The sequence below is a fragment of the Lapillicoccus sp. genome, from assembly GCF_025353065.1.
Classification (GTDB): Bacteria; Actinomycetota; Actinomycetes; order Actinomycetales; family Dermatophilaceae; genus Lapillicoccus.
The window spans coordinates 1-25,461 of record NZ_JANXRJ010000101.1; the positions used below are offsets into that span (position 1 = coordinate 1).

A 25,461-nucleotide genomic window follows, 5' to 3' on the forward strand; every position below is an offset into this window, starting at 1 on the left:
ACCCAGGACTCGATGAACGGATAGGCGCCAGCGATGCCGTAGAGCACCGGGATCAGCAGGATCGCCCCGATAAAGACGTTGAAGCTCCACGTGTGACCGAAGGCCACGAACTCCAGCAGCCCGGGCAGGAGCCGGAGTGCACCGTCAGCGAAGCCCATGTACCAGTCCGGCTGTGACCCGGCCGTCACCGGTGAGGGGTCGTAGGGACCGTAGGCCCAGATCGGGTTGATCGTCACGAGAGCGGAGATGAGGGCGATGACGCCGAACACCATGAAGAAGAAGCCGCCCGCCTTGGCGATGTAGACCGGCATGAGGGGGTAGCCGACGACGTTGTTCTCGGTCTTCCCGGGGCCGGGGTACTGGGTGTGCTTGTGCACCGCGACCAGGACGATGTGCGCCGTGAAGAGCCCCACGAGGATCGCCGGGATGAGCAGGATGTGCACGGAGTAGAGCCGCGGGATGATCGCCTCGCCGGGGAACGGGCCGTCGAAGACCATCCAGGCGATGTAGCTGCCGATGATCGGGATCGACTGCATGAAGCCCTCGGCGGCGCGCAGGCCGGTACCGGAGAGCAGGTCATCGGGAAGCGAGTAACCCGCGAAGCCCTCGACGATGCCGAGCAGCGACAGCAGGGTCCCGATGACCCAGTTGATCTCGCGGGGCTTGCGGAATGCGCCGGTGAAGAAGACGCGGAACATGTGCACCGTCACCGCAACGATGAACATCAGCGCCGCCCAGTGGTGGATCTGCCGGATCAGCAGACCACCACGGATGTCGAAGGAGATGGCGAGGGAGGAGGAGTAGGCCTGCGAGACCGTCACACCCTGCAGCGGCAGGTAGGACCCGTTGTAGACCACCTGACCGGCACTGGGGACATACCAGAAGGTGAGGAAGGTGCCCGACAGGAGGCAGATGATCATGGAGTACATGGCGATCTCGCCGAGCATGAACGACCAGTGGTCGGGGAACACCTTCTTGAGGACGAAGGCGGCGCCCTTGGCGGCCCCGGTGCGGTCGTCGACCCAGCCGGCGACTCCACCGGCCTTACGCATCCCGTCGGTCGGCGGTGCCTCGGTGGTCGCCGCGTCGCCATCACGCAGCGATGCTGCGCTCGGTCGGCTGCCGCTCTTCGGTGCAGTGGTGGTGCTCATCAGCGCTCCCAGAAACTAGGTCCGACGGGCTCGTGGAACCCCTCGGGGGCGACGAGGTATCCCGCGTCGTCCACCGTGATCTTGAGTTGTGGCAGAGCCCTCTTCGCCGGACCGAAGATGACTTCCATGTTGTTCGTCGCGTCGTAGGTCGACTGGTGGCAGGGGCAGAGCAGGTGGTGCGTCTGCTGCTCGTAGAGGCCCACCGGGCAGCCCACGTGGGTACAGATCTTGGAGTAGGCGATGATCCCCTGATATCCCCAGGCCTGGGCCCGCTGGCCACCGGCGGCGGCGCTGAACTGGTTGGGGTCGAGTCGCATCAGGATGACGGCCGCCTTGCCCTTGTCCTCGAGCACGTGCTGCGAGTCCTTGAGGGTCTCCGGCATGACGTGGAAGACCGACCCGATGGTGACGTCACTCGCCTTGATCGGGGTCATCTCGGGATCGCGCATCAGCCGGATGGGAGAGACGCCGGGGGCGATGTCCCACAGGTTGGAGCGCAGACCGGCGAGCGCCTTGGTCGGGTTGCCGAGCGAGCCGGCGACCTGGACCACGAAGGGCAGGGCGAACAGCCCGAGCGCACCCCCGAGGGCGTACTTGATCATGGGACGGCGACCGAGCTGGGCCTGCTCGCCGCCACCGAGGATGATCCCGACGGCTGCTGAGCGGGTGGCCGCATCGGAGGCCTGGGGGTGTCGTTCCTCGACGACCTCGGTGTCGGGCATGAGGGTCTTGGCCCAGTGGACCGCCCCCGCGCCGATGCCGAAGAGGGAGATGCCCATGGTGACGCCGAGGACGACGTTGAGTGCGTTCGTGGAGCCGATGCCGGGGAGGAAGATACCGACGCTCTTGTCGATCGCGAAGTAGGCGACGATGAAGACGAGCGTCGCGAGCATCGAGAGACCGAAGAGCGCGACGACCTGACGCTCGGCCCGACGACCCGCATCGGGGCTGTCGTCGGCCATCCGGTGGATGTGGGTCGGAAGACCCGGATCCTCGAACCGCGCCGGCAGGCCGCCGGTGCCGATGTGGTGCCCCTCGTCGAGGTGGACCACGTCGGTTGACGGCTGCCCCGTGGTGTCCAAGTCAGTCATGCGTTGATCGATCCCCTCGCGTCGTTACTGTCAATTGTGCCAGCCACCCCAGACATCTGCACCGGACCTCAAGCCGCTTTCTGGCCCAGCCAGAAGGCGCAGCCGAGCATCAGTCCGAGCCCGAAGATCCAGATGAACATGCCCTCCGAGACCGGGCCGAGGTTGCCGAGCGTCATGCCGCCCACTTGCTGCTCCGTCTGCGTGGTCTTGAGGTAGGCGATGATGTTGTTCTTGTTCTGGGCGCTGATGTTGCTGTCGCTGAAGACCGGCATCGACTGCGGCCCGGTGAGCATCGCTTCGTAGATGGTCTTGCCCGACGACCCCGTCAGCGAGGGCGCGTACTTGCCCCGTGACAGCGCGCCACCGGACCCGGCGTAGTTGTGGCACTGGGCGCAGTTGATCCGGAAGATCTCCCCACCCTGCGCCACGTCGGCGTTCTGTCCGGAGGTGTACTGAGCGCCGGGGATCGCGGGGCCGGGAGCCAGCGAGGCGACCCAGGCCGCCATGTTGGCGATCTGCTCCTGGGTGAACTGGCTGGTGTCCTGGCGCTGCGCCTGCACGTTGGGAGCGGCAAGCGGCATCCGGCCCGTGCCGACCTGGAAGTCGACCGAAGCGGCACCGACGCCGACGAGGGTCGGCCCGGCTGCCGAGCCCTGCGCGTTCATCCCATGGCAGGTGGCGCAGTTGGCGAGGAACAGGGACTTGCCGGTGTTGATGTCGCCGGCCGAGACCACCGATGCCTGCGCCTGCTTGGGCGCGAGGAGGGAGTAGGCCCCGCCGACCGCGACGAGACCGAGGAGGAGGAGGATCGCGATCGCCGCTGGGTGACGACGGCGGGCGGCCAAGGCGTTCAACGTGCGGTCCTTATCTGTCGGGGCGTAGGGGTATGCGTCACAGTGGTCACTTGAGGAGGTAGATGGTGGCGAAGAGCGCCACCCACACCACGTCGACGAAGTGCCAGTAGTAGGAGGTCACGACCGCGCCGATCGCCTGGGCGTGGCTGTAGTTCTTGGTCGTGAAGGTGCGACCGATGATGAGCAGGAAGGCGATCAGCCCGCCCGTCACGTGCATGCCGTGGAATCCGGTCGTCATGTAGAAGACCGAGCCGTAGCGGTCGGCCGAGAGCGTGACGCCCTCGCTGACCAGCTCGGCATACTCGAAGATCTGGCCGGAGATGAACAGCGCACCGAAGATGTAGGTCACGACGTACCACTCGCGCATGCCCCACGAGGGCTTGCCCGCGTGACCGCGGCGCAGCCCGTCGAGGAACCCGGTCTGCCAGACCTTGCCCGTCCGGGACTTCTGGCCGGCCTCGGCCTTCCAGACGCCGAGCTGGCACCAGAGCGAGGACACCACGAGGATGAGGCAGTTGACCGACGCGAACGGTACGTTCAGCTTGGCCGTCTGCTCGGCCCAGAGGGGCGCCGACACCGAGCGGATCTGGAAGTACATCGCGAACAGTCCGGCGAAGAACATCAGCTCGCTGGAGAGCCACACGATGGTGCCGACCGCGACCATGTTGGGCCGGGTCGCGGGCCCATGCCCGCTCGAGGCGGAGGGGGCAGGTTGGGTCGGAGTCGATGCCGTTGCTGTCGCCACCTCGTCAGTATGCCGTGAAGCCTCGGCGTGGCGCACGCGACCCCCCGCCCCGCAGCGCGACCGTGACCAACGCCTCTCCCGGGTCCGCACGGGGGTCCGGAACGTCCCCAGGGTCCGGGGGTCCGACCCCCCGCTACGATCACCGCATGACTGCTCCGCAGGCCACGCCGTCGTCCTCGTCGGACCTCACTCCCTCGTCCCACACGCCAACCGGTGGCCAGCCGGGAGCGCAGCCGCACCGGATCACCGTGCTGCTCTACAGCGACGACGTCGCGACGCGTGACGCAGTCCGCCTCGGGGTGGGTCGCCGTCCCGCGAAGGACGTCGAGGTCATCGCCTGGCGCGAGGTCGCCACGCCCGCTGCGGCCGTCGCCGCCGCCGAGCAGCCGGACGTCGACGTGATGATCCTCGATGGCGAGTCGTCGCCGATCGGGGGGCTCGGGCTCGCGAAGCAGCTCAAGAACGAGATCTTCGACTGCGCACCGATCCTCGTGCTCACCGGTCGCCCACAGGACGGGTGGCTCGCGGCCTGGTCCCAGGCCGATCTCGCCGTCCCGCACCCGATCGACCCCGTCGCCCTGTCCCGGGCGGTCGCGGAGCTCGGGCGCCGGGCGGCACCCGCCCCGGCCTAGGTCGCGGTCATGACCGACGCTGCGGCCCCTACCTGGCCGGAGGTGTTCTCGGCGCTCGTCGCGGGACACGACCTCGAGGTGACCCACGCCGAGTGGGCGATGGACCAGATCATGGCGGGGGAGGCGAGCCCCGCGCAGGTCGCGGGGTTCCTCATGGCGCTGCGCTCCAAGGGCGAGACGGCGCTGGAGATGCGGGGACTGGCGGACCGGATGCTGGCCCACGCCCACCGGATCGAGGTGGCGGGTCCGAGCCTCGACATCGTCGGCACGGGCGGTGACCGCGCGCACACGGTCAACATCTCGACGATGGCCGCGATGGTCTGCGCCGCCGCCGGGGTGACGGTCGTCAAGCACGGCAACCGCGCCGCGTCGTCGTCCTCCGGCTCGGCGGACGTGCTCGAGGCGCTGGGCATCGACCTCGCGCTGCCCGTCGCGCAGGTGGCACGGGTGGCTGAGCGGGCCGGCATCACCTTCTGCTTCGCGCAGGTCTTCCACCCGTCCTTCCGGCACGCAGCGGTCGCCCGGCGCGACCTGGGTATCGGCACGGCCTTCAACTTCCTCGGTCCGCTCACGAACCCCGCCCAGCCCACGTATGCCGCGGTCGGCGTCGCGGACGCGCGGATGGCGCCACTGCTGGCGGGGGTGTTCGCGGGTCGCGGCAAGGACGCGGCCGTCTTCCGGGGCGACGACGGCCTCGACGAGCTGACCCTGTCGACGACGTCGACGGTGTGGTGGGTGCGTGGAGGGCGCGTCCGCGAGCTCAGCCTCGACCCGACCGCGCTGGGGCTGGAGACGAGTCCCACCGAGGCGCTGCGGGGTGGGGACGCCGCCCACAACGCCGGCGTCGTGCGGGAGGTGTTCGGAGGAGATGTGGGGGCGGTGCGCGACGCGGTCGTCCTGAACGCCGGGATCGCGCTGGCCCTGACCGAGCCGGCAGGCGGCGAGGCCTCGGACGAGCACTTCGACACGGGGGTCTTTGTGGCGGCGGTGCGGGCCGGGATGGACCGCGCCGAGCAGGCCCTGGACTCCGGCGCTGCCACGTCGCTCGTGGACCGCTGGGTGACGGCGACGCATGAGGTCGCCGCGGGCCGCTGACGCGCGCGTTTTCACCTCGAGCCGGGTCCGGAGGTAAAAGTGCGCTCCAGGGAGCGCAGTGAGACCTCGAGCGGCCGACCCGCGCTCAGTCGCCGTCGAGGCCGAGGCTGAAAGCAGCCTCGAGGTCGTGCTGCGAGTAGGTCCGGAAAGCGATATGCGTCTCCGTCCCGATGATGCCGTCGACCTTGTTGAGCCGGTCGGCGATCACGTCCGCGAGCTCGTCGTGCTGGCGGACCCGGACCATCGCGATGAGGTCGGCGCCGCCGGTGACGGAGTAGACCTCGGTCACCCCGTCGAGGTCGGCGACGGCTTGGGCGACCTCCGGGATGCGGTCGACGTCGGCGCTGATCAGGACGATGGCAGTGATCACCGGATCAGACTAGCGACGGCACGGAACGACCCGGTGGGCTCACCCCTGCCCCGCTGCGCCGGTATGCCAGCGGGGACGCAGGACCGGCTGGTGCCCGGAATGTGACGCGAACGGGTGGACAGAACGGACTCGTGCCGGTTGACAGGCCCCGGCGGCACCCGCGCCGGTCCGCCTGTTAGCCGGTCAGCCGGTCAGCCGGTCAGCCGCTCAGCCGCTCAGCCGGTCAGCCGGTCGGGGCGAGTGGAGCAGCAGCAACGGCCGGGGCCGGGTCGCGGTCGAACGGGGCGACATCGGCCGGACGACCAGGTTCCAGGCTCGCCCGCAGGCCGCCGGCGCCCCCGACCGGACACGACCAGGTGCCGTCGAGCTCGACGATGCGGACACCCGGCTCCTCCAGCCAGCGCAGGATGATCTCGGTCTCCTCCGCTGAGGCCGCCGGACCGACGGGAACGGCGACCACCTCCGCGGTGGCGCGGAGCGAGGCGACGTAGGGGAGCGGGTCGGCACCGGGAGGGCTGACGCTCGTGCCGGCGAGCCGGCCGTGCCGTACGCAGACCAGCTCCCACCCGCCCGCGTCGACGCGTCGGGCGGCGACGAGCTCGGGGCTGGCGGCGAGCGGGGCGATGCGCTGGGTGCGGGCCATCGCCCGCACGAGGTGGAGCAGGCGGTCGCGGATGGTGCTGGCGTCCTCGAAGCGCTCCTGACCGGACAACGTCGCCATCCGCTCGCGCAGGGCGTTGGCGGCTGGCCGCGCGTCGCCGCTGATGAGGCCGACGGCCTCGGCGACCACCGCGGCATACTCATCCACGGTCTGTCGTCCTGAGCAGGGCGCGCCGCAGCGCCCCATCTCCGCCAGCACGCACTCCGACCCGCTGCCCTTGGTGCTCAGACGGCCGGAGCACTGTCGCAGGGGGATGACCTCGTGCACCGCGGCGACCGCGGCGTCGGCGGACGTGCGCGACCGGAAGGGCCCGACATAACGCGCGCCGTCGGCGCGCACCTGGCGCACGATCGAGAGCCGCGGGAAGGGTTCGACGGTGAGCTTGACCCAGATCGCCCGCTCAGGATGCCGGGAGCGACGGTTGTAACGCGGCTTGTGCGCCGCGATGAGGCGCAGCTCGCGCACCTGGGCTTCGAGCGTGGTCTGGCAGACGATCGGCTGGATGCTCGTCGCGAGCCCCACCATCTCCGCCATCCGGGTGCGCTGCTCGGACGCCGTGAAGTAGTTGCGGGCCCGCACGCGGATGTTGCGTGAGGTGCCGACATAGAGCGGGCGTCCGGTGGCGTCCTTGAAGATGTAGACCCCCGGGGCGGCGGGCAGGTCGTCGGCGAGGAAGCGTTTGCGACGCTGGGCCGGCGTGACCCGCTGGGTATAGCTGGACAGCTCCTCGAGCGTGTGGACGCCGAGGTTGCCGACCCGTTCGAGCAGCCCGTGGAGGACGTCGACGGTGGCCCGGGCGTCGTGCAGGGCCCGGTGGTCGGGCGTCGTCGTCGCGTTGAAGAGCACGGCGAGCGAGGAGAGCTTGTGGTTGCGGCACTCGTCGCGGTTGACCAGCTGACGGGCGAGGTGGACGGTGTCGAGGACCCGGAAGCGCGGCCACTCGTGGCCGGTGGCCGCGGCCGCCGCCTTGAGGAAGGAGATGTCGAAGCCCGCGTTGTGAGCCACCAGGACCGTGTCGCGGGCGAACTCGAGGAAGGCCGGCATGACCGACTCGATCCGCGGTGCCTGCGCGACCATCCTGTCGGTGATCCCGGTCAGCACCTGGATGAAGGCCGGGATCGGCTCGCTCGGCTTGACCAGCGTCTGGAACTCGCCCAGCACCACGCCGCCGCGCACCTTGACGGCCCCGAACTCGGTGATGGCCGAGGCCGAGGCACTCCCGCCGGTCGTCTCCAGGTCGACGACGACGAACGTGACATCGGCCAGCGCCGTGCCCAGATCGTCGAGCGTGCCCTGAACTGCCTTCATGTCTGCGACCGTAATCGGGGCCACCGACAGGGCTCGGCAGGCGCGCCCGCCGAAGGTCCGGAGTCAGCGGTCAGCCGTCAGGAGTCAGGCGTCAGGAGTCAGGAGTCAGCGGTCAGAAGTCAGCAGGGCCCGGACCGTGTCGCGCCGCCGGCCGAGGTCCCGGTGCCGCTCCTCGATCTCGGCCAGCACCCGTGTCATCGCGGCGACCACGGACGGGCAGAGCTCGATCTCCGGCGCGGTCCCCCGCGCGCAGGGAAGCAGCTGGGCGATGATCTCCGTGCCGAAGCCCGCCTCGATGAGGCCCCGGATCTGTTGTGCGACAACGACATCGGCATCGTCGAAGACCCGATACCCGTTGCCGGACCGCTCGGGCGCCAGCAGTCCCTGCTCCTCGTAGTACCGCAGCGAGCGGGCCGAGACCCCCGTCCGTTCGACGAGCTCACCGATCAGCACAGGCGCCCCCTCCGGGCTCGTCGGACTTGACCTTGACACTGGTGTCAAGACCTACCGTCGCGGCATGATTCCCCAGCCGATGACCCCCGCGACCGAGACCTTCCACGCCACCCCGCGGCATACGGACGGGGTGCTCGTCGAGGGGACCGGGCCACCGCTCGTCCTCGCCCACGGCGCCGGCGGGGGTGTCGAGCTCAACTTCCGGCCGCTCGTCGATGCGCTACGGGACGGTCGCACCCTCGTGGGCCGCGACTACCCCGGTTCAGGGGAGCGGCCCCGACAGCCCGAGCCCCTCATCCTCGACGTCCTCGCCGACCAGCTCGTCACGACCGCCGTCGAGGCGGGCTTCGACCGGTTCCCCGTCGTGGGGCTCTCGCTCGGCACCGCCGTCGCGGTGACTGCGGCCCTCCGTCACCCCGAACACGTCACCGGGCTCTACCTCACCGTCGGCTTCGCCCGGCCCGACGCGCAGATGCGCATCTTCGCTCGGGTCTGGCAGGAGCTCGCCCGGCTCGAGGCCTGGGACGCCCTCGGTCACCACCTGCTCGAGCACTGTGTCTCCGCCGACGCGCTGGGGGCGCTGCCCATCGAGCAGGTCGCCGCCGCGGCGCAGGAGGCGCGCTCCGGCTATCCGGCGGGCGGTGCGGAGCAGGTCGAGCTCGCCGTGCACAGTGACCTGTCCACCCGCCTCGGCGACATCCGGGTCCCGACGGCGGTCCTCGTCGCCGAGCAGGACCGCGTCGTCATGCCCGCCACCACCCGTGAGCTCGGCCGCCTCATCCCCCGGGCCGAGGTCAGCGAGCTGGCCGGCGCCGGCCACATCTTCGACGCGGCCCAGACCGTCGACTGGATCGGCCGCATCGGGGTCTTCCTCGCCGCCCACCGGCTGTGAAGGAGACGCCAACGGTGAGCGGGACTCCGACACAGGCCCTCGCCGCCCTCGCCATCGCCCTCTTCGCCTTCCTCACCGCGGAGATGTACCCCGTCGGTGCATTGACCCAGCTCGCGGACGACCTGCGCGTCACGGACACGCAGGCCGGACAGCTCCTCACGGTGTATGCCGTGGTGGCCGGCGTGACGGCGCTCCCCGTCGCCGCCCTGACCCGGCACCGCGACATGCGCGCGGTGATCGTGGGGTGCCTCCTGCTGCTCACGGTGTCGCAGGCGGCGCTCGCGGCCTCACCGGCATACGGGGCGGCGCTGGTGGTGCGTGGTGTCGCGGCGATCGGGCACGGTGTGCTGTGGGCGGGCGTGCCCGTGCTGGCGGCGCGACTGGTGCCACCGGGCAGGCAGGGGTATGCCGTGGGCATCGTCTTCCTCGGCTCGTCCGCCGGGCTGGTGCTCGGCACCCCGCTCGCGACGCTGCTGTCGGTGGGCCTCGGGTGGCGCGTCGGAGCACTGCTCGTGGGATTCGTGGCCCTGGTCGCCGCGGTGCTCGTGCACCGCCTCGTGCCGTCGGTCGGGCCGTCAGTCATACGGCAGTCGGGCGAATTGCCCTCTGCCGCAGGGACGCTGCCTGTGAGCACGCCACCGGGCGCGCGACCAGCGAATGGCGCCCGTCGGGTGGTGGCGCTCTGCGCGCTGACGGTGGTCCTCACCGGCGGTCACTACGTGGCCTTCACCTATCTCGCCGTCCTGGCGGCCGACCTGGGCGTCGTCGGCCCCGGATGGGTGGTCCTGCTGGCCGCCTACGGTCTCGCGGGGATGGGCGGGGTCGCCCTCGCCGGCCGATACCTCGACGCGCGACCGGTGTCCGTCGCGCTGGCGTCCCTCGGGCTGGTCGCGGCCGGCACGGTGGCCGTCCGGCTGTCGACCGGAGCCGTGGCCCTGACCGTCGGCATCGTCGTGTGGGGAGCGGCCTTCACCGCCGTGCCCGTGGTGCTGCAGGCCGGCGTGCTGAGGGTCGCGGGAGCCGATGCGCTGCGGGCCTCGGCGGCCTACGTCGTGGCGTTCCAGATCGGGATCAGCGGCGGTGCGTGGGTCGGCGGGCTGCTGCTCACCCGGCTCGGCGCCGGCGCGCTGCCCCTCGTCACGACGGCCGCCGCACTGGTGTCAGTGGTGGTGGTCGGGGCCTTCCCGGTCGTGCTCGGCCGTCCGCGCAGATCCCGTCGAGGGGTCTCGGCCTGACGCCCCGGCGCGTCCTCCGCTCTCTTGATCGCACCCCTTGTCAGTGGTCCCTCGTAACGTCGTCGACAGGTCCTCACCCACCCCGTCCGCCGGACGGTCCGACCCTGAAGGAGGCGTCATGCGCACCGAGACCCCCATGGTCATCGACTGCCAGACCTGCCCCGTGCGCCACGTGCGGTGCGACGACTGCATCGTCACCGCGCTCGGCCAGACCACGTCACGACCCCTGATGAGCCTCGGGCGCCGACCGCCCGACGGTCACGGGCACGAAGAGCCGGACGATCGCGATACGTATGCCGCCTACGACGACGAGGAGATGCCACTCGACGCCCCCGAGCGACGCGCGGTCGGGTTCTTCGTCCGCGCCGGGCTCGTCGACCCGCAGCACGCTGCCGGCCTCGTGGCGCAGCGAGAGTCCACCGACGGCGCCAGAGCGGTGGGGTGAAACCAGAGCGGTCGGGTGAACTGAACCGACCTCTACGATGACGAGGTGAGGGACGGACAACGGACCGCGGTGCGAGGTGTGCACACCACCGCCCGTGTCGCGCTCGGGGGCCGGGTGGTTCCACGGCCGTCCTCCAGAGCCCTCGCTGGGCTGCTTCTCGTGGCGCTCGCTCTGACAGGTTGCTCCGCTGGCCCGCCCGCCGGGCCGCCTTCCGCCGCTGCCTCCGCGGTGTCGACCGGCCAAGCCGCCATGGCGCCCTTCCGGACGCCCGCCGTCGACCTGGACCAGACACGGCGTCAGACCGTCGTCGACCTCGTCGCCCGACGGGCCGCTGCTCTGGCAGCGAGGGACAGGGGAGCCTGGCTCACGACCGTCGGCGACCTGACCGTCCCCTTCGCGGCGCGGCAGGCCGAGGTCTTCGACCGGATGACCCAGCTGCCGATCGCGGGCTACGGCCAGACGGCGGTCGAGGTCGGGCCGCCCCTCGATGCCGCCCGACAGCGCGCCCTCGGCCCGGACGCCTGGGTCGCGACCGTCCACCTCACCTACTCGTTGCGGGGGTTCGACCGCGCGCCGCGCCAGTTCGTCGCTTCCTACACCGTCGCGCACGTGTCCCGCGCACCCACCGGCTGGGGCTTCGTCGACGACGTCGACGGGACGACCGAGCCGCAGCCGTGGGACCTCAGCCCGATGACCGTGCTCAGCTCGCCGACGACGCTCGTCATCGGGAGCGCCCCAATCGCTCGGCTGCGGGACTACCTCGCCCTCGGCGACGCCGCCCACGCGACGATCACCGGCGTCTGGGGGACCGCCCGGCCCGGTGTCATCATCGCGCCCGCCACCTCGAAGGAGCTCGTCACCGCCCTGCAGCGTCACGACGCCTCGGGCCTGGACCAGGTCGCGGCGATCACCGACGGTCCCCGGGACGCCCAGGGAACGGCGACGAGCGACCGGATCTTCATCAACCCCGACGCCTTCGTCCGGCTCAACGCGCAGGGTCGACGGGTCATCATCACGCACGAGCTGACCCACGTCACCGTCCGGGCCACGACGTTGCGCATGGTGCCGCTGTGGCTGTCCGAGGGCTTCGCCGACTACGTCGGCTTCTCCGGCCTCCGGCTCGACCCCCGCAGCGTCGCCGCCGACCTGCTGACGAAGGTCAGGGCCGGCACCGGACCGACGGGCCTGCCCTCGGACGACGCCTTCGATCCGTCGCACAACGTGATCGAGCCGAGCTACAACGCGGCATGGCTCGCCGTGAGCCGGATCTCCGATCGCTACGGACAGGCCCGGCTGGTCGCCTTCTACCGAGCCGTCGCGCTCGACCCCCCGATCAACCTCAGTGTGTCCATGGAGCCCTCCGTGGTCGCCTGGCGAGCCTTCCCGGCAGTACTGGGCGTCAGCGAGGACGACTTCACCGCCGGTTGGCTCGCCGAGCTGCGCACACTGGCTCGATGACGGATGTCGCACCGGTCTGGCGTCGACGCGCCGCCCGCCTGCTGCTCGTCGACGAGGCCGGCACCCACGTACTGCTCGTCCAGGGCTTCGACCCCCGGCGCCCGCAGAACCACTACTGGTTCACCGTGGGCGGCGGCATCGACGAGGGCGAGGACGCCATGGCAGCGATCGTCCGCGAAGCCATGGAGGAGATCGGGTATGCCGTCGTGCCGGCCGACGTCGTCGGTCCCTTCCGCCCGGAACAGGTCGAGTTCTCCTTCGACGGCACGTCGATCGTCCAGGACCAGGAGTACTACGTCGTCGTCACCCCGCGTTTCGACCCGATGTTCGTCGGCGTGGACGACGTCGAGCGGGACTCGACGGTGACCGTCGCATGGGTGCCGCTGCGCGGCATACCGGACCTGGCGGAGCCGGTCCATCCGCCGCACCTCGCCGAGATCGTCGCCGAGTGGCGGACCGGGCTGACCACGTGAGCGCCCGAACGGGTGAAGCGCGAACTCTCGGTGAGGTATCCGCACCTCGCGCAGAACGCCTTGGCGCCATCGTTCGCATCCCCCGTCTCGAGTCGCAGGTGACCGCAGCCGCGACCTCTTGCCCCGTCCTCCTTACAGACCGGGCGGTCCTCCGAGACGGAGGCACCCCCGGCGCAGGTCTCCGGGCGGCGACGCCGATCATCAGTCGTGTTGCGAGAGAGAGCGGCATCATTCAAGGGTTGACCCGGCCACCCCCGGCACACAGAGCCTCACCAGGAGTCCCCGATGCTGCGTCACGGCATACTCAACGCCCGTCTGGCTGGTGGGCTGGCCCGCCTCGGTCACACCCACCAGATCGTCATCGCCGACGCGGGGCTACCGCTTCCCTACGGCGTGCGAGGCTGCCGCATCGTCGACCTGGCTCTCGTGGCCGGCATACCGCGGTTCGAACAGGTCCTCGACGCCATCCTCGACGTCGTCGTCGTCGAGCGGGCGGAGGCGGCGCTCGAGAGCCGGTCGCACCCGTCGCACGGATGGATCGCCGCACGCCTCGACACGCTCAGCCTCATCTCCCACGAGGCTCTGAAATCGCGCCTGCCGCAGACGCAGCTCGTGGTGCGCACCGGGGAGTCGACGCCCTACGCCAACGTCATCCTGCACTGCGGGGTCCCGTTCTGAGCGCCTCTCAGGTGATCGTCGCAACGATAGGGACACCGGTGGTGCCGACCGGAGCCGGTGCCGACATGCCCGGCCCGGCGCTTCACGACGGCACCCGTCAGGTGACAGGGTTGCGGCCATGAGGGAGAAGTTCGTGGCCGCGATCGACCAGGGGACGACGTCCACCCGGTGCATGCTCTTCGACCACGATGGCCGGGTCGTCGCGCTCGACCAGGAGGAGCACGAGCAGATCTTCCCCCGGGCGGGATGGGTCGAGCACGACCCGATCGAGATCTGGGACAACGTGCGGTCGGTGACGGCGGGCGCGCTCGCGCAGGCCGACCTCAGCGCCAGCGACATCGCCGCAGTGGGCCTGACCAACCAGCGTGAGACCGCCATGGTCTGGGACCGGACGACCGGTGAGCCGGTCTACAACGCCATCGTCTGGCAGGACACCCGCACCGATGCGATCTGCCACCAGCTCGGCGCGCTGGGCGGGGGAGCGGACCGCTACAAGGACACGGTGGGGTTGCCGCTCGCCACCTACTTCTCGGGCCCCAAGGTGCGATGGATCCTCGACCACGTCGACGGCGCGCGCGAACGGGCCGAGGCCGGCGACCTCGCCTTCGGCACGATGGACACCTGGGTCGTCTGGCACATGACCGGCGGCGTCGAGGGCGGCATCCACGTCACCGACCCGACGAACGCCTCGCGCACCCTGATGATGGACCTCGATACCCTGACCTGGGACGAGAGCATCGCGCGCGACATGGGTATCCCGATGTCGATGCTGCCGGAGATCAGGTCCTCCTCCGAGGTGTATGCCGAGGTCCGGCCGCGCGGCGTGCTCGCCGGGGTGCCGATCGCCGGCATCCTCGGAGACCAGCAGGCGGCGACCTTCGGACAGGCGTGCCTGTCGCCGGGTGAAGCCAAGAACACCTATGGCACAGGCAACTTCGTGCTCCTCAACACCGGCACGGAGAAGGTCCCGTCGAAGAACGGGCTGCTCACCACGGTCTGCTACAAGATCGGGGACCAGCCCACGGTCTACGCCCTCGAGGGCTCGATCGCCGTCTCCGGCTCGCTCGTGCAGTGGGTGCGCGACAACCTCGGGCTGATCGCCTCCGCCGGCGAGATCGAGACCCTGGCGCGGTCGGTCGCGGACAACGGCGGCTGCTACTTCGTGCCCGCCTTCTCCGGCCTCTTCGCCCCCCACTGGCGCTCCGACGCACGCGGCGCGATCGTCGGACTGACCCGCTTCGTCAACAAGGGCCACCTCGCCCGCGCGGTCCTCGAGGCGACGGCGTACCAGACCCGCGAGGTCATCGACGCGATGAACGCCGACTCGGGCGTCGACCTCACCACGCTCAAGGTCGACGGCGGCATGGTGGTCAACGAGACCCTCATGCAGTTCCAGGCCGACATCCTCGGCGTGCCGGTGATCCGCCCCGTCGTCGCCGAGACCACCGCCCTCGGAGCCGCGTATGCCGCGGGCCTGGCGGTCGGCTTCTGGGCGTCCGAGGACGAGATCCGCACGAACTGGGCCGAGGACAAGCGATGGGAGCCGTCGATGGATGCGGCCACCCGCGCGAAGGCCTACGCGATGTGGAAGAAGGCGGTCACCAAGACCCTCGACTGGGTCGAGGACGTCGAGGACTGACCTGCAGTTGAGCTGACCAGCCAAAGAATCACCTCTGGAGTACCCCCAGAGGTGATTCTTCGGCTGGCCGAGGGCCGCGGGACCCACCTGACTCGAAGTCGGCCCACCTGACTCCCCCGTGCACGCCGAGTCGGGTGGCCCGAGGCCACCCGAGCTCTCCGACCACGGCGCAGCCGTCAGCCGTGGCGACGATGCGCCCTCGGAACTGGCGTGTGAACGAGTTCCGCACGTTGGGCCTGATCCAGATCAGTCGGACGCGCTCCGCGGTGACAGAACCGACGACCATCGGATCCCTCCTCGGGCGGCCTGCGCGCCCGGTCACAAGCCCCCACGAGCTGATGGTCCTGTCGTGCAGCAGTGCCAACGCCACGTCTGGGGAGAACGACGAGCGGATCTCGATCCGGTCGTTGCGCCACAGAGCCAGCCACCCACCCACGGCCCTTCGAATCGGGCCGTGATGCCGGCCCGGGTCGAGTGACACCCTCAGTCGGCCTTCGGCGAGGAGTAGAGCTCCTCGATCTCGTCGGCGAAGTCGCGCATCACGACGTTGCGCTTGAGCTTCAGCGACGGGGTGAGGTAGCCGTTCGCCTCGGTGAATCCCGTGGCCAGGATGACGTACTTCCGGATGGACTCGGCCTTGCTCACGATCGAGTTGGCGTCGGCGACCGCCTTGTCGACCTCGGCGATGACGGCGGGGTCGGTCCGGGCCTGGTCCATGGTCAGCCCGGGCAGGCCGTTGTTCTTGGCCCAGGTCGGGAGCATCTCGTCGTCGAGGGTGATCAGTGCGGCGATGAAGGGCTTCTGGTCACCGACGACGATGCACTCCGCGACGAGCGGATTGGCGCGGAGCCGGTCCTCGAGGACGGCGGGGGCGACGTTCTTGCCGCCCGCGGTCACGAGGATCTCCTTCTTGCGGCCGGTGATCCGCAGGAAGCCGTCCTCGTCGAGCTCGCCGATGTCGCCGGTGTGGAACCATCCGTCGCGGATCGCCTCGGCGGTGGCCGCGTCGTTGTTGTGGTAGCCCACGAAGACGTTGACGCCCTTGACCAGGATCTCGCCGTCCTCGGCGATCCGGATGCCGACGCCGGGCAGGGGCGGGCCCACCGTGCCGATCTTGACCTTGAGCGGGGTGTTGAAGGTCGCGGGGGCCGTGGTCTCCGTCAGGCCGTAGCCCTCGAGGACGATGACCCCGACACCGCGGAAGAAGTGCCCGAGCCGGGTGCCGAGGGGGGCGCCACCGGACACGGCATACTGCACCTTGCCCCCCAGCGCCGCCCGGATCTTCGTGTAGACGAGCTTGTCGAAGACCGCGTGCTGGAGCCGGAGCGGGAGTGGCACCGACCCCGTGTCGAGGGCCTGGCTCCACTCGATGGCGACCTTGGCGGCGACGCCGAAGATCCGGCCCCTGCCGTCGCCGGTGGCCTGCTGCTCGGCGCTGTTGTAGACCTTCTCGAAGACACGCGGGACGGCGAGGATGAACGTGGGTCGGAACGACGCGAGGTCGTCCAGCAGGGTCTTGATGTCGGCGGAGTGGCCCATCCGGGCATTCGCCTCCACGCACAGCACCTGGACGAACCTCGCGAAGACGTGGGCGAGCGGCAGGAAGAGCAGGGTGGAGGCACCGTCGGCCTGCACGATGTCGGCGAGCTTGCTGTAGGCGTTCTCGGCGAGGTCCTTGAAGTTGCCGTGGGTCAGCTCGCAGCCCTTGGGTCGGCCGGTCGTGCCCGAGGTGTAGATGATCGTGGCTATCGACTGACGGTTGGTGCTCGCGCGACGGGTCTCGAGCTCACCGTCGCTGATGTCGGCGCCGGTCTCGGCGAGCTCCGCGAGCGCACCCGCGTCGATCTGCCAGACGTCCTTGAGGCCGGCGACCTGGTCGTGGACCTGGCTGACCGCAGCCGCGTGGGCCGGCGTCTCGACGACGATCGCCTTGGCGCCGGAGTCCTCGAGGATCCAGGCGACCTGGTCGGGGGAGGAGGTCTCGTAGACCGGGACGGTCACGGCGCCGGCGGTCCACACGGCGTAGTCCACGAGCGTCCACTCGTAGCGGGTGCGGGACATCAGCGCGACCCGCTCGCCCGGCTCGAGGCCGGCGGCGATGAACCCTTTGGCGAGGGCGTCCACGTCGCGCCGGAACTCGGCCGCCGTGACGTCGGTCCAGCCGGTGCCGGCGCGCTTGGAGAAGACGATGCTGTCGGGGGTCTCGGTGGCGTTGCGCACGACCGTCTGGGCGAGGTTGCCCTCGATGGTCGGCTCGATCAGTGGTGCGACGACGTTGTCCAGCACGGGGTGGGCTCCTCGGGGTGCGGCAGGTCCGCCGATACTACCGGTCAGTAGCGCTCAGGCGGCCCCGAGCGTCGTGGGTGGTCCGCCCTCTCCTGCCGCCGCGCGAGAGGTAGCCTTCCGCGCATGGCCGACCGCACCGAGTCCTCGATCCTCATCGCGGCCGCGCCGGGACACGTCCTCGACGTCATCGCGGACTTCCCGGCATACCCCAAGTGGGCCACGGACGTGAAGAAGGTGTCCGTGCTCTCCGAGGAGGGCGACGGCTGGGCCGACCAGGTCGAGTTCGTCCTCGACGCGGGGGTCATCAAGGACACCTACGTCCTGGACTACGAGTGGGAGGTCGACGAGGACGGCACCGGCGTCGTGTCCTGGAGCCTGGTCAAGGCGACGGTCCTCAAGACGATGAACGGCTCCTACACGTTGGCCGCGTCGGGCACCGGGACGACCGTCACCTACCGGCTCGCGGTCGACCTCAACATGCCCATGCTGGGGATGCTGAAGCGCAAGGCCGAGAAGGTCATCGTGGATGCCGCGCTCAAGGAGCTGAAGAGGCGGGTCGAGGGCTGACCACCGCGGTGCGCATCGTCCTGTTCACCGGCAAGGGCGGGGTCGGCAAGACGACCACCGCGGCGGCCACCGCTGTGCGCGCTGCCCGCTCGGGTCTGGCGACGCTGGTCATGTCGACCGATGCGGCGCACTCGCTCGGTGACGCGCTGGGTCGGGATCTCACGACGACCGCGGAGTCCGGCGGCGCGGTCATCGAGGTCGAGCCCGGACTGCACGCCCTGCAGGTCAGCACCCCCCACCGCGTCGACCGCTCGTGGCGGGTAGTCCAGGACTATCTCCTGGAGCTGCTCGCGACGGTCGGCGTCGACCCCGTCGTCGCCGAGGAGCTCACCTCGCTGCCGGGCGCCGAGGAGATCGCCGCCCTGCTCGAGCTCCGCGCACGCGCCGAGTCCGGCCGCTGGGACCTCATCGTCGTCGACTGCGCCCCCACCGCCGAGACGCTGCGCCTCCTCGCGCTGCCGGAGGCGCTCGCGTGGCACCTCGAGCGGTTGCTGCCCGTCCAGCGCGGGCTCCTGCGCAGCCTCCGACCGGCAGCTGCAGCCGCGACCGGTATGCCGCTGCCCGGGGTCGAGGTCGCCGCGACGGTCCGCGGGTGGGCCACCCAGATGCGCGACGTCCAGCGGCTCCTGACGAGCGAGCAGGCCTCTGTCCGGCTCGTGCTCACCCCCGAGCGGGTGGTCATCGCTGAGTCGCGGCGGACCTGGACCTCACTCAGCCTCTACGGTTTCGTCGTCGACCAGGTCATCGTCAACCGGGTCTTCCCCGACGCACGGGCCGATGCGCAGGCACGCGGTGGCCGGGCCAGGCCCGACCCCTGGCGGGCCGCCTGGAACGCGGCGCAGCAGGAGGGTCTGGCCGAGGTGCTCGAGTCCTTCGCCGGGGTCCCCGTTGCCACCTCGCCCTACCTCGCCCACGAGCCGATCGGCGTCGACGCCCTCGCTGCGCTCGCGGCAGACCGCGTCGGCGACGACCCTGCGACCCTGGTCTCGCCGGTGCAGAAACGCGGCCTGGCGGTGCGTCGGGTGGGCGACGACTACGTGCTCTCGCTCCCGCTTCCCCTCGTCGACGCGGCCCAGGTCGACCTCAAGCGGCGCGACGAGGAGCTGCTCGTCGTCGTCGGGGACCACCGCCGGGTGCTGACGCTGCCCGCGGTGCTGAAACGATGCACCGTGCGCAGTGCAGCCGTCCGGGACGGGACCCTCAGGGTGAGGTTCACCCCCGACGCGAGCGTATGGCCGCCGGGCCGCTTGGTACCCGCGGCCGGGACCGACGACGAAGGACGCCCCACGGCGGCCGGCGAGGGGAGCGCGCGTGGTTGAGGAGTCGCCGCCGACAGGATCGGTGGGGTCCGTCGGGTCGGTCGCCGAGGAGACGGCCCGCCTGCTCGACGCCCTCTTCGGGGGTGAGTCCGCACCAGCCCGGCCGCCATCGCCACAGCCGCCACTGCCGACCGAGGAGCCTCATCCGACGACCCGGCATACCGAGGTCTGCGGGTCGTGCGGCCAGGAGGTCGGCTCGGAAACCCCCGAGGCCAAAGCCGATCCGGCGCCGAGCGTCTGCCACCTGTGCCCTGTCTGCCAGCTGATCTCCGCCGTCCGGTCCGTGCGCCCGGAGACCGTCGACCGGCTCGCCGACCTCGCCGCGGCCCTCACCCAGACCCTGCGCGAGGTGGCGGCCACCCGGTGGGCGGAGACGGGGCAGCCCGGCGCCGAACGACATCGCTCGACCGTCGAGGACATCGACGTGCACGACGACGACCCGACCGACGACCCGACCGACGAGGAGACCCACCTGTGAGCGCCGACCTCGCGATCGGGATCGACATCGGCGGCACCAAGGTCGCCGGTGGGGTCATCGACGTCGGCGGGCAGGTCCTCGTGCGGGCCAGACGTGACACCCCGCACCGCTCGAAGTCCCCCGACGTCGTGGAGAACACCATCGTCGAGGTCGTCGACGAGCTCTTCGCCGCGGTCGGTCGCGAGCGCGTCGAGGCGGTCGGCATCGGGGCAGCAGGCTTCGTGGCGGCAGACCGCAGGACCGTCGTCTTCGCCCCTCACCTCTCGTGGCGCGACGAGCCGCTCCAGGAGAACCTCCAGCGCCGCATCAGGGTGCCCATCACCGTCGACAACGACGCCAACGCCGCGGCCTGGGCGGAATGGAAATTCGGTGCGGCACAAGGGGAGTCGCACGTCATGATCGTCAACCTCGGGACCGGCATCGGCGGCGGCATCGTCACCGACGGTCGGCTGCAGCGGGGGCGCTACGGCATCGCGGGGGAGTTCGGCCACATGCAGGTCGTCCCCAACGGGCTGCGCTGCGAGTGCGGCAACCGGGGGTGCTGGGAGCAGTACGCCAGCGGCAACGCCCTCGTGCGCGAGGCGCGCGGGATCATCGCCGCCAACTCCCCCGTCGCGGCGAACCTCCTCGCGTCCGTCGGCGGAGACCCGGCCGACCTGACCGGCCCCCTCATCACCGCTGCCGCCCAGGCGGGTGACCAGACGAGCATCGAGCTGCTGGCCGAGCTCGGCAACTGGCTCGGGGTCGGCATCGCCAACCTCGCTGCGGCCTTCGACCCGGGGACCTTCGTGGTCGGCGGCGGCGTCAGCGCGGCCGGACGGCTGCTGCTCGACCCCGCGCGGGAGTCGTTCCGTCGACAGCTGACCGGGCGCGGCTACCGGCCGGAGGCGCGGATCGTCGCCGCCCAGCTCGGCAACGAGGCCGGCCTGATCGGCGCCGCCGACCTGGCCCGGCTCGAGCGTTCCGGGGAGCCGTCCTGACGACGTCCCGTCCCGGCGCCTCCCGCGCGACGGTCCGCCTGGCCACTTACAACCTGCGGGACTTCCTCGACGATCGCCGTGCTGCGGCCCGGGTGATCCGGTCGATCGACCCCGACGTCCTCTGCCTCCAGGAGGTGCCGCGCCGGCTCCTCGCGACGTGGCGGGTGTCCGCGTTCGCCGGAGAGTGCGGCATGTCCTGGTCGGGCCACCACCGGGGCAGTGGCGGCACGACGATCTTCACCAGTCGCCGCGTCGGGGAGCCGACCGTCGAGACCCACCGGCTGCCGGTGCGACCGGGGGTCCGCCGACGCGGGTATGCCGTGGTGACGGTCGAGCCTCCGGGGTACCAGCCGTTCACGGTGACCAGCGTCCACCTCAGCCTCGACCCGGACCAGCGGGTCCGGCATACGCGGCAGCTGCTGGCCGAGCTCGACGAGCGCGCCGGACGCGGCCGCTCGCTGATCTCCGGCGACCTCAACGAGGGGGACACCGGACGGGCGTTCGCGCTACTGGCACAGGGGCATCGGCTCGTGACCGACGGCGCCCTGACCTTCCCTGTGTCGAATCCCGACAAGGCCCTCGATGTCGTCTTCGCCGCTCCAGACGTGGTCGTGCGCCCAGGCCGGCCCGTGGATCTCGACGAGGCCGACGTCCGCGCCGCGAGCGACCACCGGCCGGTGTGGGTGGAGATCGAGATCATCCCGCTCTGACGTCGGCGGCACCCGCGGCCGGCCGGTTGTCCGTGCGAGCCCACAAGCGGGCCCCACCGGGATAGGGTCCGGCATGGCTACCGAGTCGTCCTACACCATCGCGCCCCTCAGCCCCGAGACCTGGTCGGCCTTCGACGCGCTGGTGCAGCGGCACAACGGCATCTTCGGCGGCTGCTGGTGCATCTGGTTCCATCCCGACGGGCCCGAGCGCGGTCAGGGCGCCGAGGCCAACCGGGCGCTGAAGAAGGCCTATGTCGAGCAGGGCAAGGCCCACGCCGCACTGGTGATGGACGGCGACGAGGCCATCGCCTGGGCGGAGTACGGCACCCCGGTCGAGCTGCCCACGCTCCACCACCGCAAGGAGTACGACGCCACCAAGACCACGGACCCCGACTTCCGGATCACCTGCGTCTTCATCGACAAGCGCCACCGGCGACAGGGCGTGTCGGAGCTGGCGATCACCGGTGCGTTGGACCTGATCGCGCAGGCCGGCGGCGGGCGGGTGGAGAGCTATCCCCACGACCTGACCGACCAGACCAAGAAGATGTCGTCGTCGTTCCTCTACAACGGCAACCGCCGACTCTACGAGCGGCTCGGCTTCAGCTACGACCGGCCCAAGGGACTGAAGAACTGCGTCATGGTGAAGACGGTCGAGCCGGCCTGAGACCGGATAGGGTCCGCCAACATGGACATGCTGACGGGCCAGAAGATCGCCGAGGCCAGGCTGACCGACTGGCGCAAGCTGGCCCAGGGACTGCATGCCCGCTACCTCGTCGACGACTTCGGCACCGGCGTCCGGTTCGTCGCCGCGGTGGGCGAGGCGGGCGACGCGGTCGGACACCACCCGAGCGTGTCGGTCGGCACGGGGTACGTCGACCTCAAGCTGGTAGCGGCGATGCGATCTACCGCGACGACGAGGGCACCGAGCTCGTCGTCGAGTGGGTGACCCAGCAGGACGTCGACCTCGCCCGCCGGATCATCGCGATCGCGGCCGACCACGGGCTCGACGCCGACCCGGCCTCGGTCAGCGTCATGGAGCTCGGCCTCGACACGGCGCGCTCTGCGACCATCGCCCCGGTATGGGCTGCCCTGCTGACCGGCAGTGCCGAGGCCCAGGGCCGCGGATCGCCCAGCGACGAGGTCCGGGACGCGACGGGACGGATCCCGAACCTGTGGTTCGGCGACGCCGACGAGCCCGGGACCCCGCGCCAGCGGTTTCACGTCGAGGTCTATGTGGCGCCCGAGGTGGGGCAGCAACGGATCGCTGCCGCCGTCGCCGCGGGTGGGACCGTCGTCGATGACAGCGACGCGCCGTCGCTCACTGTCATCGCCGACCAGGACGGCAACTTGGGAGTCGTCTGCGTCGCCCGGTCCCCAGCACCCGAGGACTGAACCTGCGACGGAGGCCTGAACCGCCTCAGCTCGCCGAGCGGCTCAGAGCCGGACGCCGTCGTCGTTCTCGTCGCGCTCAGCGGGCTGGCGCAGCACGAGCAGCACGAAGCCGGCGATGGCCATCCCCAGCGAGAACATCATCCACCAGCCGTTGCCGTCGCGAGCGAAGAGGATGAGGTAGAGGAACAGCAGCGGACCGCCGATGAGCCCGACCATCATCAGCCAGAAGTGCTTGTCGTCGGCCGACGGCAGCGGAGCCGGTGGCGGCGGAACGAAGTGCTCCTCGACGTCCGGGGGGTCGTGCTGGCGCCAGCCGGCTCCGATCAGCGGGGGTGTGTCGTCCTCGGGGAGGGGTTGGGGAGCGGCCGCCGGACGAGGCGGCTTCCGGTCCGCCGACGGCGACGTGTCGGAGGCCGGAGCCGGGCGAGCGGCCGGCGGCGTGGTGGTGGTCGAGGAGTCGCTGGGAGGGGTCACCTCGGCCACCGGCGAGCTCCGGGGACCGCTGTCGTCGGCTCCTGACGGGGTCGCGGCCCCGACGTCGGGCCCGCCCGTCCCGTCTTTTCCGTTACGGGCAGCGCCCGGCTTGTCGTCGTCCGCGAGCGAGTCGCCGAAGGGATCGAGCCCCAGTGCGACGTCGTCCCAGTGGGCCATGATAGCGGCGAACTGCTCGTCTACGTCCTTGTCCGGCACGGCCCCTCCTCAGTTGCTGAGTCGCTCGATGAACCGCACCGACTCATCGTGGATCAGCGGAGCGTCATTGTCGAGGGTAGCCACGTGATACGAGTTCTCGAGCCAGATCTCGGTGATGTCGGTGCTGGAGATCCGCGACAGGAACCAGGCCGAGCTGAGCGGCGGGACCACATGGTCCTCCCGCGAGTGCATCAGCAGCACCGGCTGGGTGATCTCCGGGAGATCACGCGAGACCTCGGCCCACAGCAGCGTCTGGGAGTACATCGACTGGAGGGGGTTGCGGTCGTAGGCGAGCTCCTTGACGCCCCCCTGCTTCTTGATGTCGTTCCCGACGCCGGCGAGGGACGGCACGATGCGCCGCAGCACGGGGAGGGCCACGAGCGCCTTGTTGTCGTGCTTGTAGATCGGGTTGACCAGGACCATGCCGGTCACGCGGGGGCCGTGCTCGAGGGCGAGCTTGGTCGCCAGGAGACCACCCATCGAGAGCCCCACGACGAAGACGTGACGGGAGCGCGCGTGCAGCTCGCGGAACTCGGAGTCGACCGCGGCATACCAGTCCTGCCAACGGGTGCGACCCAGGTCCTGCCACGTCGTGCCGTGGCCGGGTAGTCGCGGCAGCCGCACGGTGTAACCGGTGTCGGCGAGGTGCTCCGCCCAGGGGCGCATGCTCTGCGGCGACCCGGTGTAGCCGTGACAGACGAGGACGCCGATGTCGTTCCCGTCGTGGGCGTAGGGCTCGGCTCCTGGTAGCACGGACAGCACGGTCACAGGGTCTCTCCGGCTCATCGTGGTGGGCGGGGGATGGGGTGACGAGGGGGGTCTCGGGGCGCGCCGCCAGTCGCGTGCGCACATGGTTGCACGCCGTCCCGTGAGGCCGATAGTGCCGTAGAGTGCGTCAGATCACATCGGACCGGCAAAGGTGCACAGATTGTTCTATTGGGTGCTCAAGACCGTCGTCCTCGGGCCCATTCTGAAGCTGCTGTTCCGCCCGTGGGTCGAGGGTGAGGAGAACATCCCCGAGGAGGGGGCCGCGATGTTCGCGAGCAACCACCTCTCCTTCTCCGACTCGGTCTTCCTGCCGCTGATGGTGCCGCGGCGGATGACCTTCCTCGCCAAGTCCGACTACTTCACCGGCGGCGGGATCAAGGGGTGGCTCACGGCCACCTTCCTGCGGGCCATCGGGCAGCTCCCCGTCGACCGGTCGGGCGGCAAGGCCGGCGAGGCCGCCCTCCAGTCCGGGCTCAAGGTGCTCCGCCGCGGCGACTTCCTCGGCATCTATCCCGAGGGCACCCGCTCGCCCGACGGCCGGCTCTACCGCGGCCGCACCGGGATCGCGCGGATGGCCCTCGAGGCCGGCGTCCCGGTGCTCCCCGTGGCGATGGTCGGCACCGACAAGGCCCAGCCGACGGGCAAGAAGGTCCCGAAGATCATGCGGATCGGGATGCGCATCGGCAAGCCGCTCGACTTCTCTCGCTACGAGGGCATGGAGAACGACCGCTTCGTGCTGCGGTCGATCACCGACGAGATCATGTACGAGCTGATGCTGCTGTCGGGCCAGGAGTATGTCGACGAGTACGCCACCTCGGCCAAGGTCCGCATCCTCAGCGCCGCGAAGATCAAGGCCCGAGAGCTGCAGGAGGCCGCCAAGTCCGGCACTGCGGCCAAGGAGCTCGAAGACGCGCTGGATGCCGCGGAGTTCGGTGAGGCGCGTCCAGCAGCGCCCGCCGAGGTGGACAAGCTGGACGACCTGGACGACCTGGACGACCTGGACGGTCTGGACGAGCGCGACGACCTGGACGAGCGCGAGCAGCACGAGCCGCGTGAGCAGGACCACCGCGCCGCCAGCTGACGCGGTTTTA

General features: G+C 70.5%; 28 protein-coding genes. 18 read left to right on the forward strand and 10 right to left on the reverse strand.

Translation table 11 applies throughout. The features are described 5' to 3' along the window. The 4 genes from Q0R63_RS07990 to Q0R63_RS08005 form a co-directional block, all read right to left on the reverse strand. On the reverse strand, window positions 1–1,151 hold a 1,151-nt coding region (locus Q0R63_RS07990), incomplete at its 3' end, for a cytochrome b (protein WP_295696094.1). Continuing rightward, the gene (locus Q0R63_RS07995; RefSeq protein WP_295696096.1) at window positions 1,151–2,242 is read right to left on the reverse strand and encodes a Rieske 2Fe-2S domain-containing protein; all 1,092 of its coding nucleotides are present in this window, start codon (window positions 2,240–2,242) and stop codon (window positions 1,151–1,153) included. The genes Q0R63_RS07990 and Q0R63_RS07995, both read right to left, overlap by 1 nt. Window positions 2,243–2,310: 68 nt before the next feature. Next, on the reverse strand, window positions 2,311–3,096 hold the full coding sequence (locus Q0R63_RS08000) for a c-type cytochrome (protein WP_295696098.1): 786 nt from the start codon (window positions 3,094–3,096) through the stop codon (window positions 2,311–2,313). Between the two features lie 46 nt (window positions 3,097–3,142). Next, window positions 3,143–3,760 carry a heme-copper oxidase subunit III gene (locus Q0R63_RS08005; protein ID WP_295696100.1) on the reverse strand — a complete coding sequence of 206 codons (618 nt, stop codon included), beginning with the start codon at window positions 3,758–3,760 and terminating at the stop codon, window positions 3,143–3,145. 227 nt (window positions 3,761–3,987) lie between these two features. Here Q0R63_RS08005 and Q0R63_RS08010 point away from each other — a divergent pair, with 227 nt between their 5' ends. Next, window positions 3,988–4,473 (forward strand): response regulator, encoded by a 486-nt coding sequence (locus tag Q0R63_RS08010; RefSeq protein WP_295696102.1) that lies wholly within the window; start codon window positions 3,988–3,990, stop codon window positions 4,471–4,473. A gap of 9 nt (window positions 4,474–4,482) precedes the next feature. Continuing rightward, a complete protein-coding gene (gene trpD, locus Q0R63_RS08015; RefSeq protein ID WP_295696104.1) occupies window positions 4,483–5,568 on the forward strand; it encodes an anthranilate phosphoribosyltransferase in 1,086 nt (361 codons plus the stop codon). 85 nt (window positions 5,569–5,653) lie between these two features. Here trpD and Q0R63_RS08020 read toward each other — a convergent pair whose 3' ends face one another. The 3 genes from Q0R63_RS08020 to Q0R63_RS08030 all read right to left on the reverse strand — a co-directional run bounded on the left by Q0R63_RS08020 (window position 5,654) and on the right by Q0R63_RS08030 (window position 8,360). Then, window positions 5,654–5,938 (reverse strand): Lrp/AsnC ligand binding domain-containing protein, encoded by a 285-nt coding sequence (locus tag Q0R63_RS08020; RefSeq protein WP_295696106.1) that lies wholly within the window; start codon window positions 5,936–5,938, stop codon window positions 5,654–5,656. Between the two features lie 223 nt (window positions 5,939–6,161). Further along, window positions 6,162–7,907, reverse strand: coding sequence for a DEDD exonuclease domain-containing protein (locus Q0R63_RS08025; protein ID WP_295696108.1), 1,746 nt, complete (start codon window positions 7,905–7,907; stop codon window positions 6,162–6,164). A gap of 105 nt (window positions 7,908–8,012) precedes the next feature. Continuing rightward, entirely contained in the window at window positions 8,013–8,360 is a 348-nt protein-coding gene (locus Q0R63_RS08030) for a MerR family transcriptional regulator (RefSeq protein ID WP_295696110.1), read from the reverse strand. 64 nt (window positions 8,361–8,424) lie between these two features. On the opposite strand from Q0R63_RS08030, the gene Q0R63_RS08035 reads away from it, so the two are divergent. From Q0R63_RS08035 to glpK, 7 genes are all read left to right on the forward strand, one after another. Then, window positions 8,425–9,252: an alpha/beta fold hydrolase gene (locus Q0R63_RS08035; RefSeq protein ID WP_295696112.1), complete on the forward strand. Its 828-nt coding sequence runs from the start codon at window positions 8,425–8,427 to the stop codon at window positions 9,250–9,252. Between the two features lie 14 nt (window positions 9,253–9,266). Next, complete coding sequence (locus Q0R63_RS08040; RefSeq protein ID WP_295696114.1) at window positions 9,267–10,487, forward strand: MFS transporter; 1,221 nt, start codon at window positions 9,267–9,269, stop codon at window positions 10,485–10,487. Window positions 10,488–10,605: 118 nt separating this feature from the next. Beyond that, entirely contained in the window at window positions 10,606–10,932 is a 327-nt protein-coding gene (locus Q0R63_RS08045; RefSeq protein WP_295696116.1) for a hypothetical protein, read from the forward strand. A 249-nt stretch (window positions 10,933–11,181) separates the two neighbouring features. After that, window positions 11,182–12,390, forward strand: a complete 1,209-nt coding sequence (locus Q0R63_RS08050; RefSeq protein WP_295696118.1) for a hypothetical protein — start codon at window positions 11,182–11,184, stop codon at window positions 12,388–12,390. Then, entirely contained in the window at window positions 12,387–12,863 is a 477-nt protein-coding gene (locus Q0R63_RS08055; RefSeq protein WP_295696120.1) for an NUDIX domain-containing protein, read from the forward strand. Before Q0R63_RS08050 ends, Q0R63_RS08055 begins: the two co-directional genes overlap by 4 nt. 285 nt (window positions 12,864–13,148) lie before the next feature. Then, a complete protein-coding gene (gene rbsD, locus Q0R63_RS08060) occupies window positions 13,149–13,541 on the forward strand; it encodes a D-ribose pyranase (RefSeq protein ID WP_295696122.1) in 393 nt (130 codons plus the stop codon). 118 nt (window positions 13,542–13,659) lie between these two features. Then, window positions 13,660–15,180 (forward strand): glycerol kinase GlpK, encoded by a 1,521-nt coding sequence (gene glpK, locus Q0R63_RS08065; RefSeq protein ID WP_295696125.1) that lies wholly within the window; start codon window positions 13,660–13,662, stop codon window positions 15,178–15,180. Between the two features lie 483 nt (window positions 15,181–15,663). Here the strand turns inward: glpK and Q0R63_RS08070 are convergent, their stop codons facing one another. Continuing rightward, on the reverse strand, window positions 15,664–17,466 hold the full coding sequence (locus tag Q0R63_RS08070) for an AMP-dependent synthetase/ligase (RefSeq protein ID WP_295696127.1): 1,803 nt from the start codon (window positions 17,464–17,466) through the stop codon (window positions 15,664–15,666). A gap of 123 nt (window positions 17,467–17,589) precedes the next feature. On the opposite strand from Q0R63_RS08070, the gene Q0R63_RS08075 reads away from it, so the two are divergent. The 8 genes from Q0R63_RS08075 to Q0R63_RS24555 all read left to right on the forward strand — a co-directional run bounded on the left by Q0R63_RS08075 (window position 17,590) and on the right by Q0R63_RS24555 (window position 22,912). Next, entirely contained in the window at window positions 17,590–18,033 is a 444-nt protein-coding gene (locus Q0R63_RS08075) for an SRPBCC family protein (RefSeq protein WP_295696129.1), read from the forward strand. 8 nt (window positions 18,034–18,041) lie between these two features. Continuing rightward, window positions 18,042–19,352, forward strand: a complete 1,311-nt coding sequence (locus Q0R63_RS08080) for an ArsA family ATPase (RefSeq protein ID WP_295696131.1) — start codon at window positions 18,042–18,044, stop codon at window positions 19,350–19,352. Then, a complete protein-coding gene (locus Q0R63_RS08085; protein WP_295696133.1) occupies window positions 19,345–19,830 on the forward strand; it encodes a hypothetical protein in 486 nt (161 codons plus the stop codon). The genes Q0R63_RS08080 and Q0R63_RS08085 overlap by 8 nt, the downstream gene beginning before the upstream one ends. Continuing rightward, window positions 19,827–20,810 carry an ROK family glucokinase gene (locus Q0R63_RS08090; protein WP_295696135.1) on the forward strand — a complete coding sequence of 328 codons (984 nt, stop codon included), beginning with the start codon at window positions 19,827–19,829 and terminating at the stop codon, window positions 20,808–20,810. The genes Q0R63_RS08085 and Q0R63_RS08090 overlap by 4 nt, the downstream gene beginning before the upstream one ends. Before the next feature lie 53 nt (window positions 20,811–20,863). After that, window positions 20,864–21,520: an endonuclease/exonuclease/phosphatase family protein gene (locus Q0R63_RS08095; protein WP_295696145.1), complete on the forward strand. Its 657-nt coding sequence runs from the start codon at window positions 20,864–20,866 to the stop codon at window positions 21,518–21,520. A gap of 73 nt (window positions 21,521–21,593) precedes the next feature. Beyond that, complete coding sequence (locus tag Q0R63_RS08100; protein ID WP_295696137.1) at window positions 21,594–22,184, forward strand: GNAT family N-acetyltransferase; 591 nt, start codon at window positions 21,594–21,596, stop codon at window positions 22,182–22,184. 21 nt (window positions 22,185–22,205) lie between these two features. Continuing rightward, window positions 22,206–22,466, forward strand: coding sequence for a 4a-hydroxytetrahydrobiopterin dehydratase (locus Q0R63_RS24550; protein WP_366521088.1), 261 nt, complete (start codon window positions 22,206–22,208; stop codon window positions 22,464–22,466). Next, window positions 22,463–22,912, forward strand: a complete 450-nt coding sequence (locus Q0R63_RS24555; protein WP_366521089.1) for a VOC family protein — start codon at window positions 22,463–22,465, stop codon at window positions 22,910–22,912. The genes Q0R63_RS24550 and Q0R63_RS24555 overlap by 4 nt, the downstream gene beginning before the upstream one ends. 42 nt (window positions 22,913–22,954) lie before the next feature. On the opposite strand, the gene Q0R63_RS08110 is transcribed toward Q0R63_RS24555, so the two are convergent. Beyond that, on the reverse strand, window positions 22,955–23,602 hold the full coding sequence (locus Q0R63_RS08110) for a hypothetical protein (RefSeq protein WP_295696139.1): 648 nt from the start codon (window positions 23,600–23,602) through the stop codon (window positions 22,955–22,957). A gap of 9 nt (window positions 23,603–23,611) precedes the next feature. Then, window positions 23,612–24,370, reverse strand: a complete 759-nt coding sequence (locus Q0R63_RS08115) for an alpha/beta fold hydrolase (RefSeq protein ID WP_295696141.1) — start codon at window positions 24,368–24,370, stop codon at window positions 23,612–23,614. A gap of 160 nt (window positions 24,371–24,530) precedes the next feature. On the opposite strand from Q0R63_RS08115, the gene Q0R63_RS08120 reads away from it, so the two are divergent. Continuing rightward, entirely contained in the window at window positions 24,531–25,451 is a 921-nt protein-coding gene (locus Q0R63_RS08120; protein ID WP_295696143.1) for a lysophospholipid acyltransferase family protein, read from the forward strand. Window positions 25,452–25,461 lie beyond the last annotated feature (10 nt).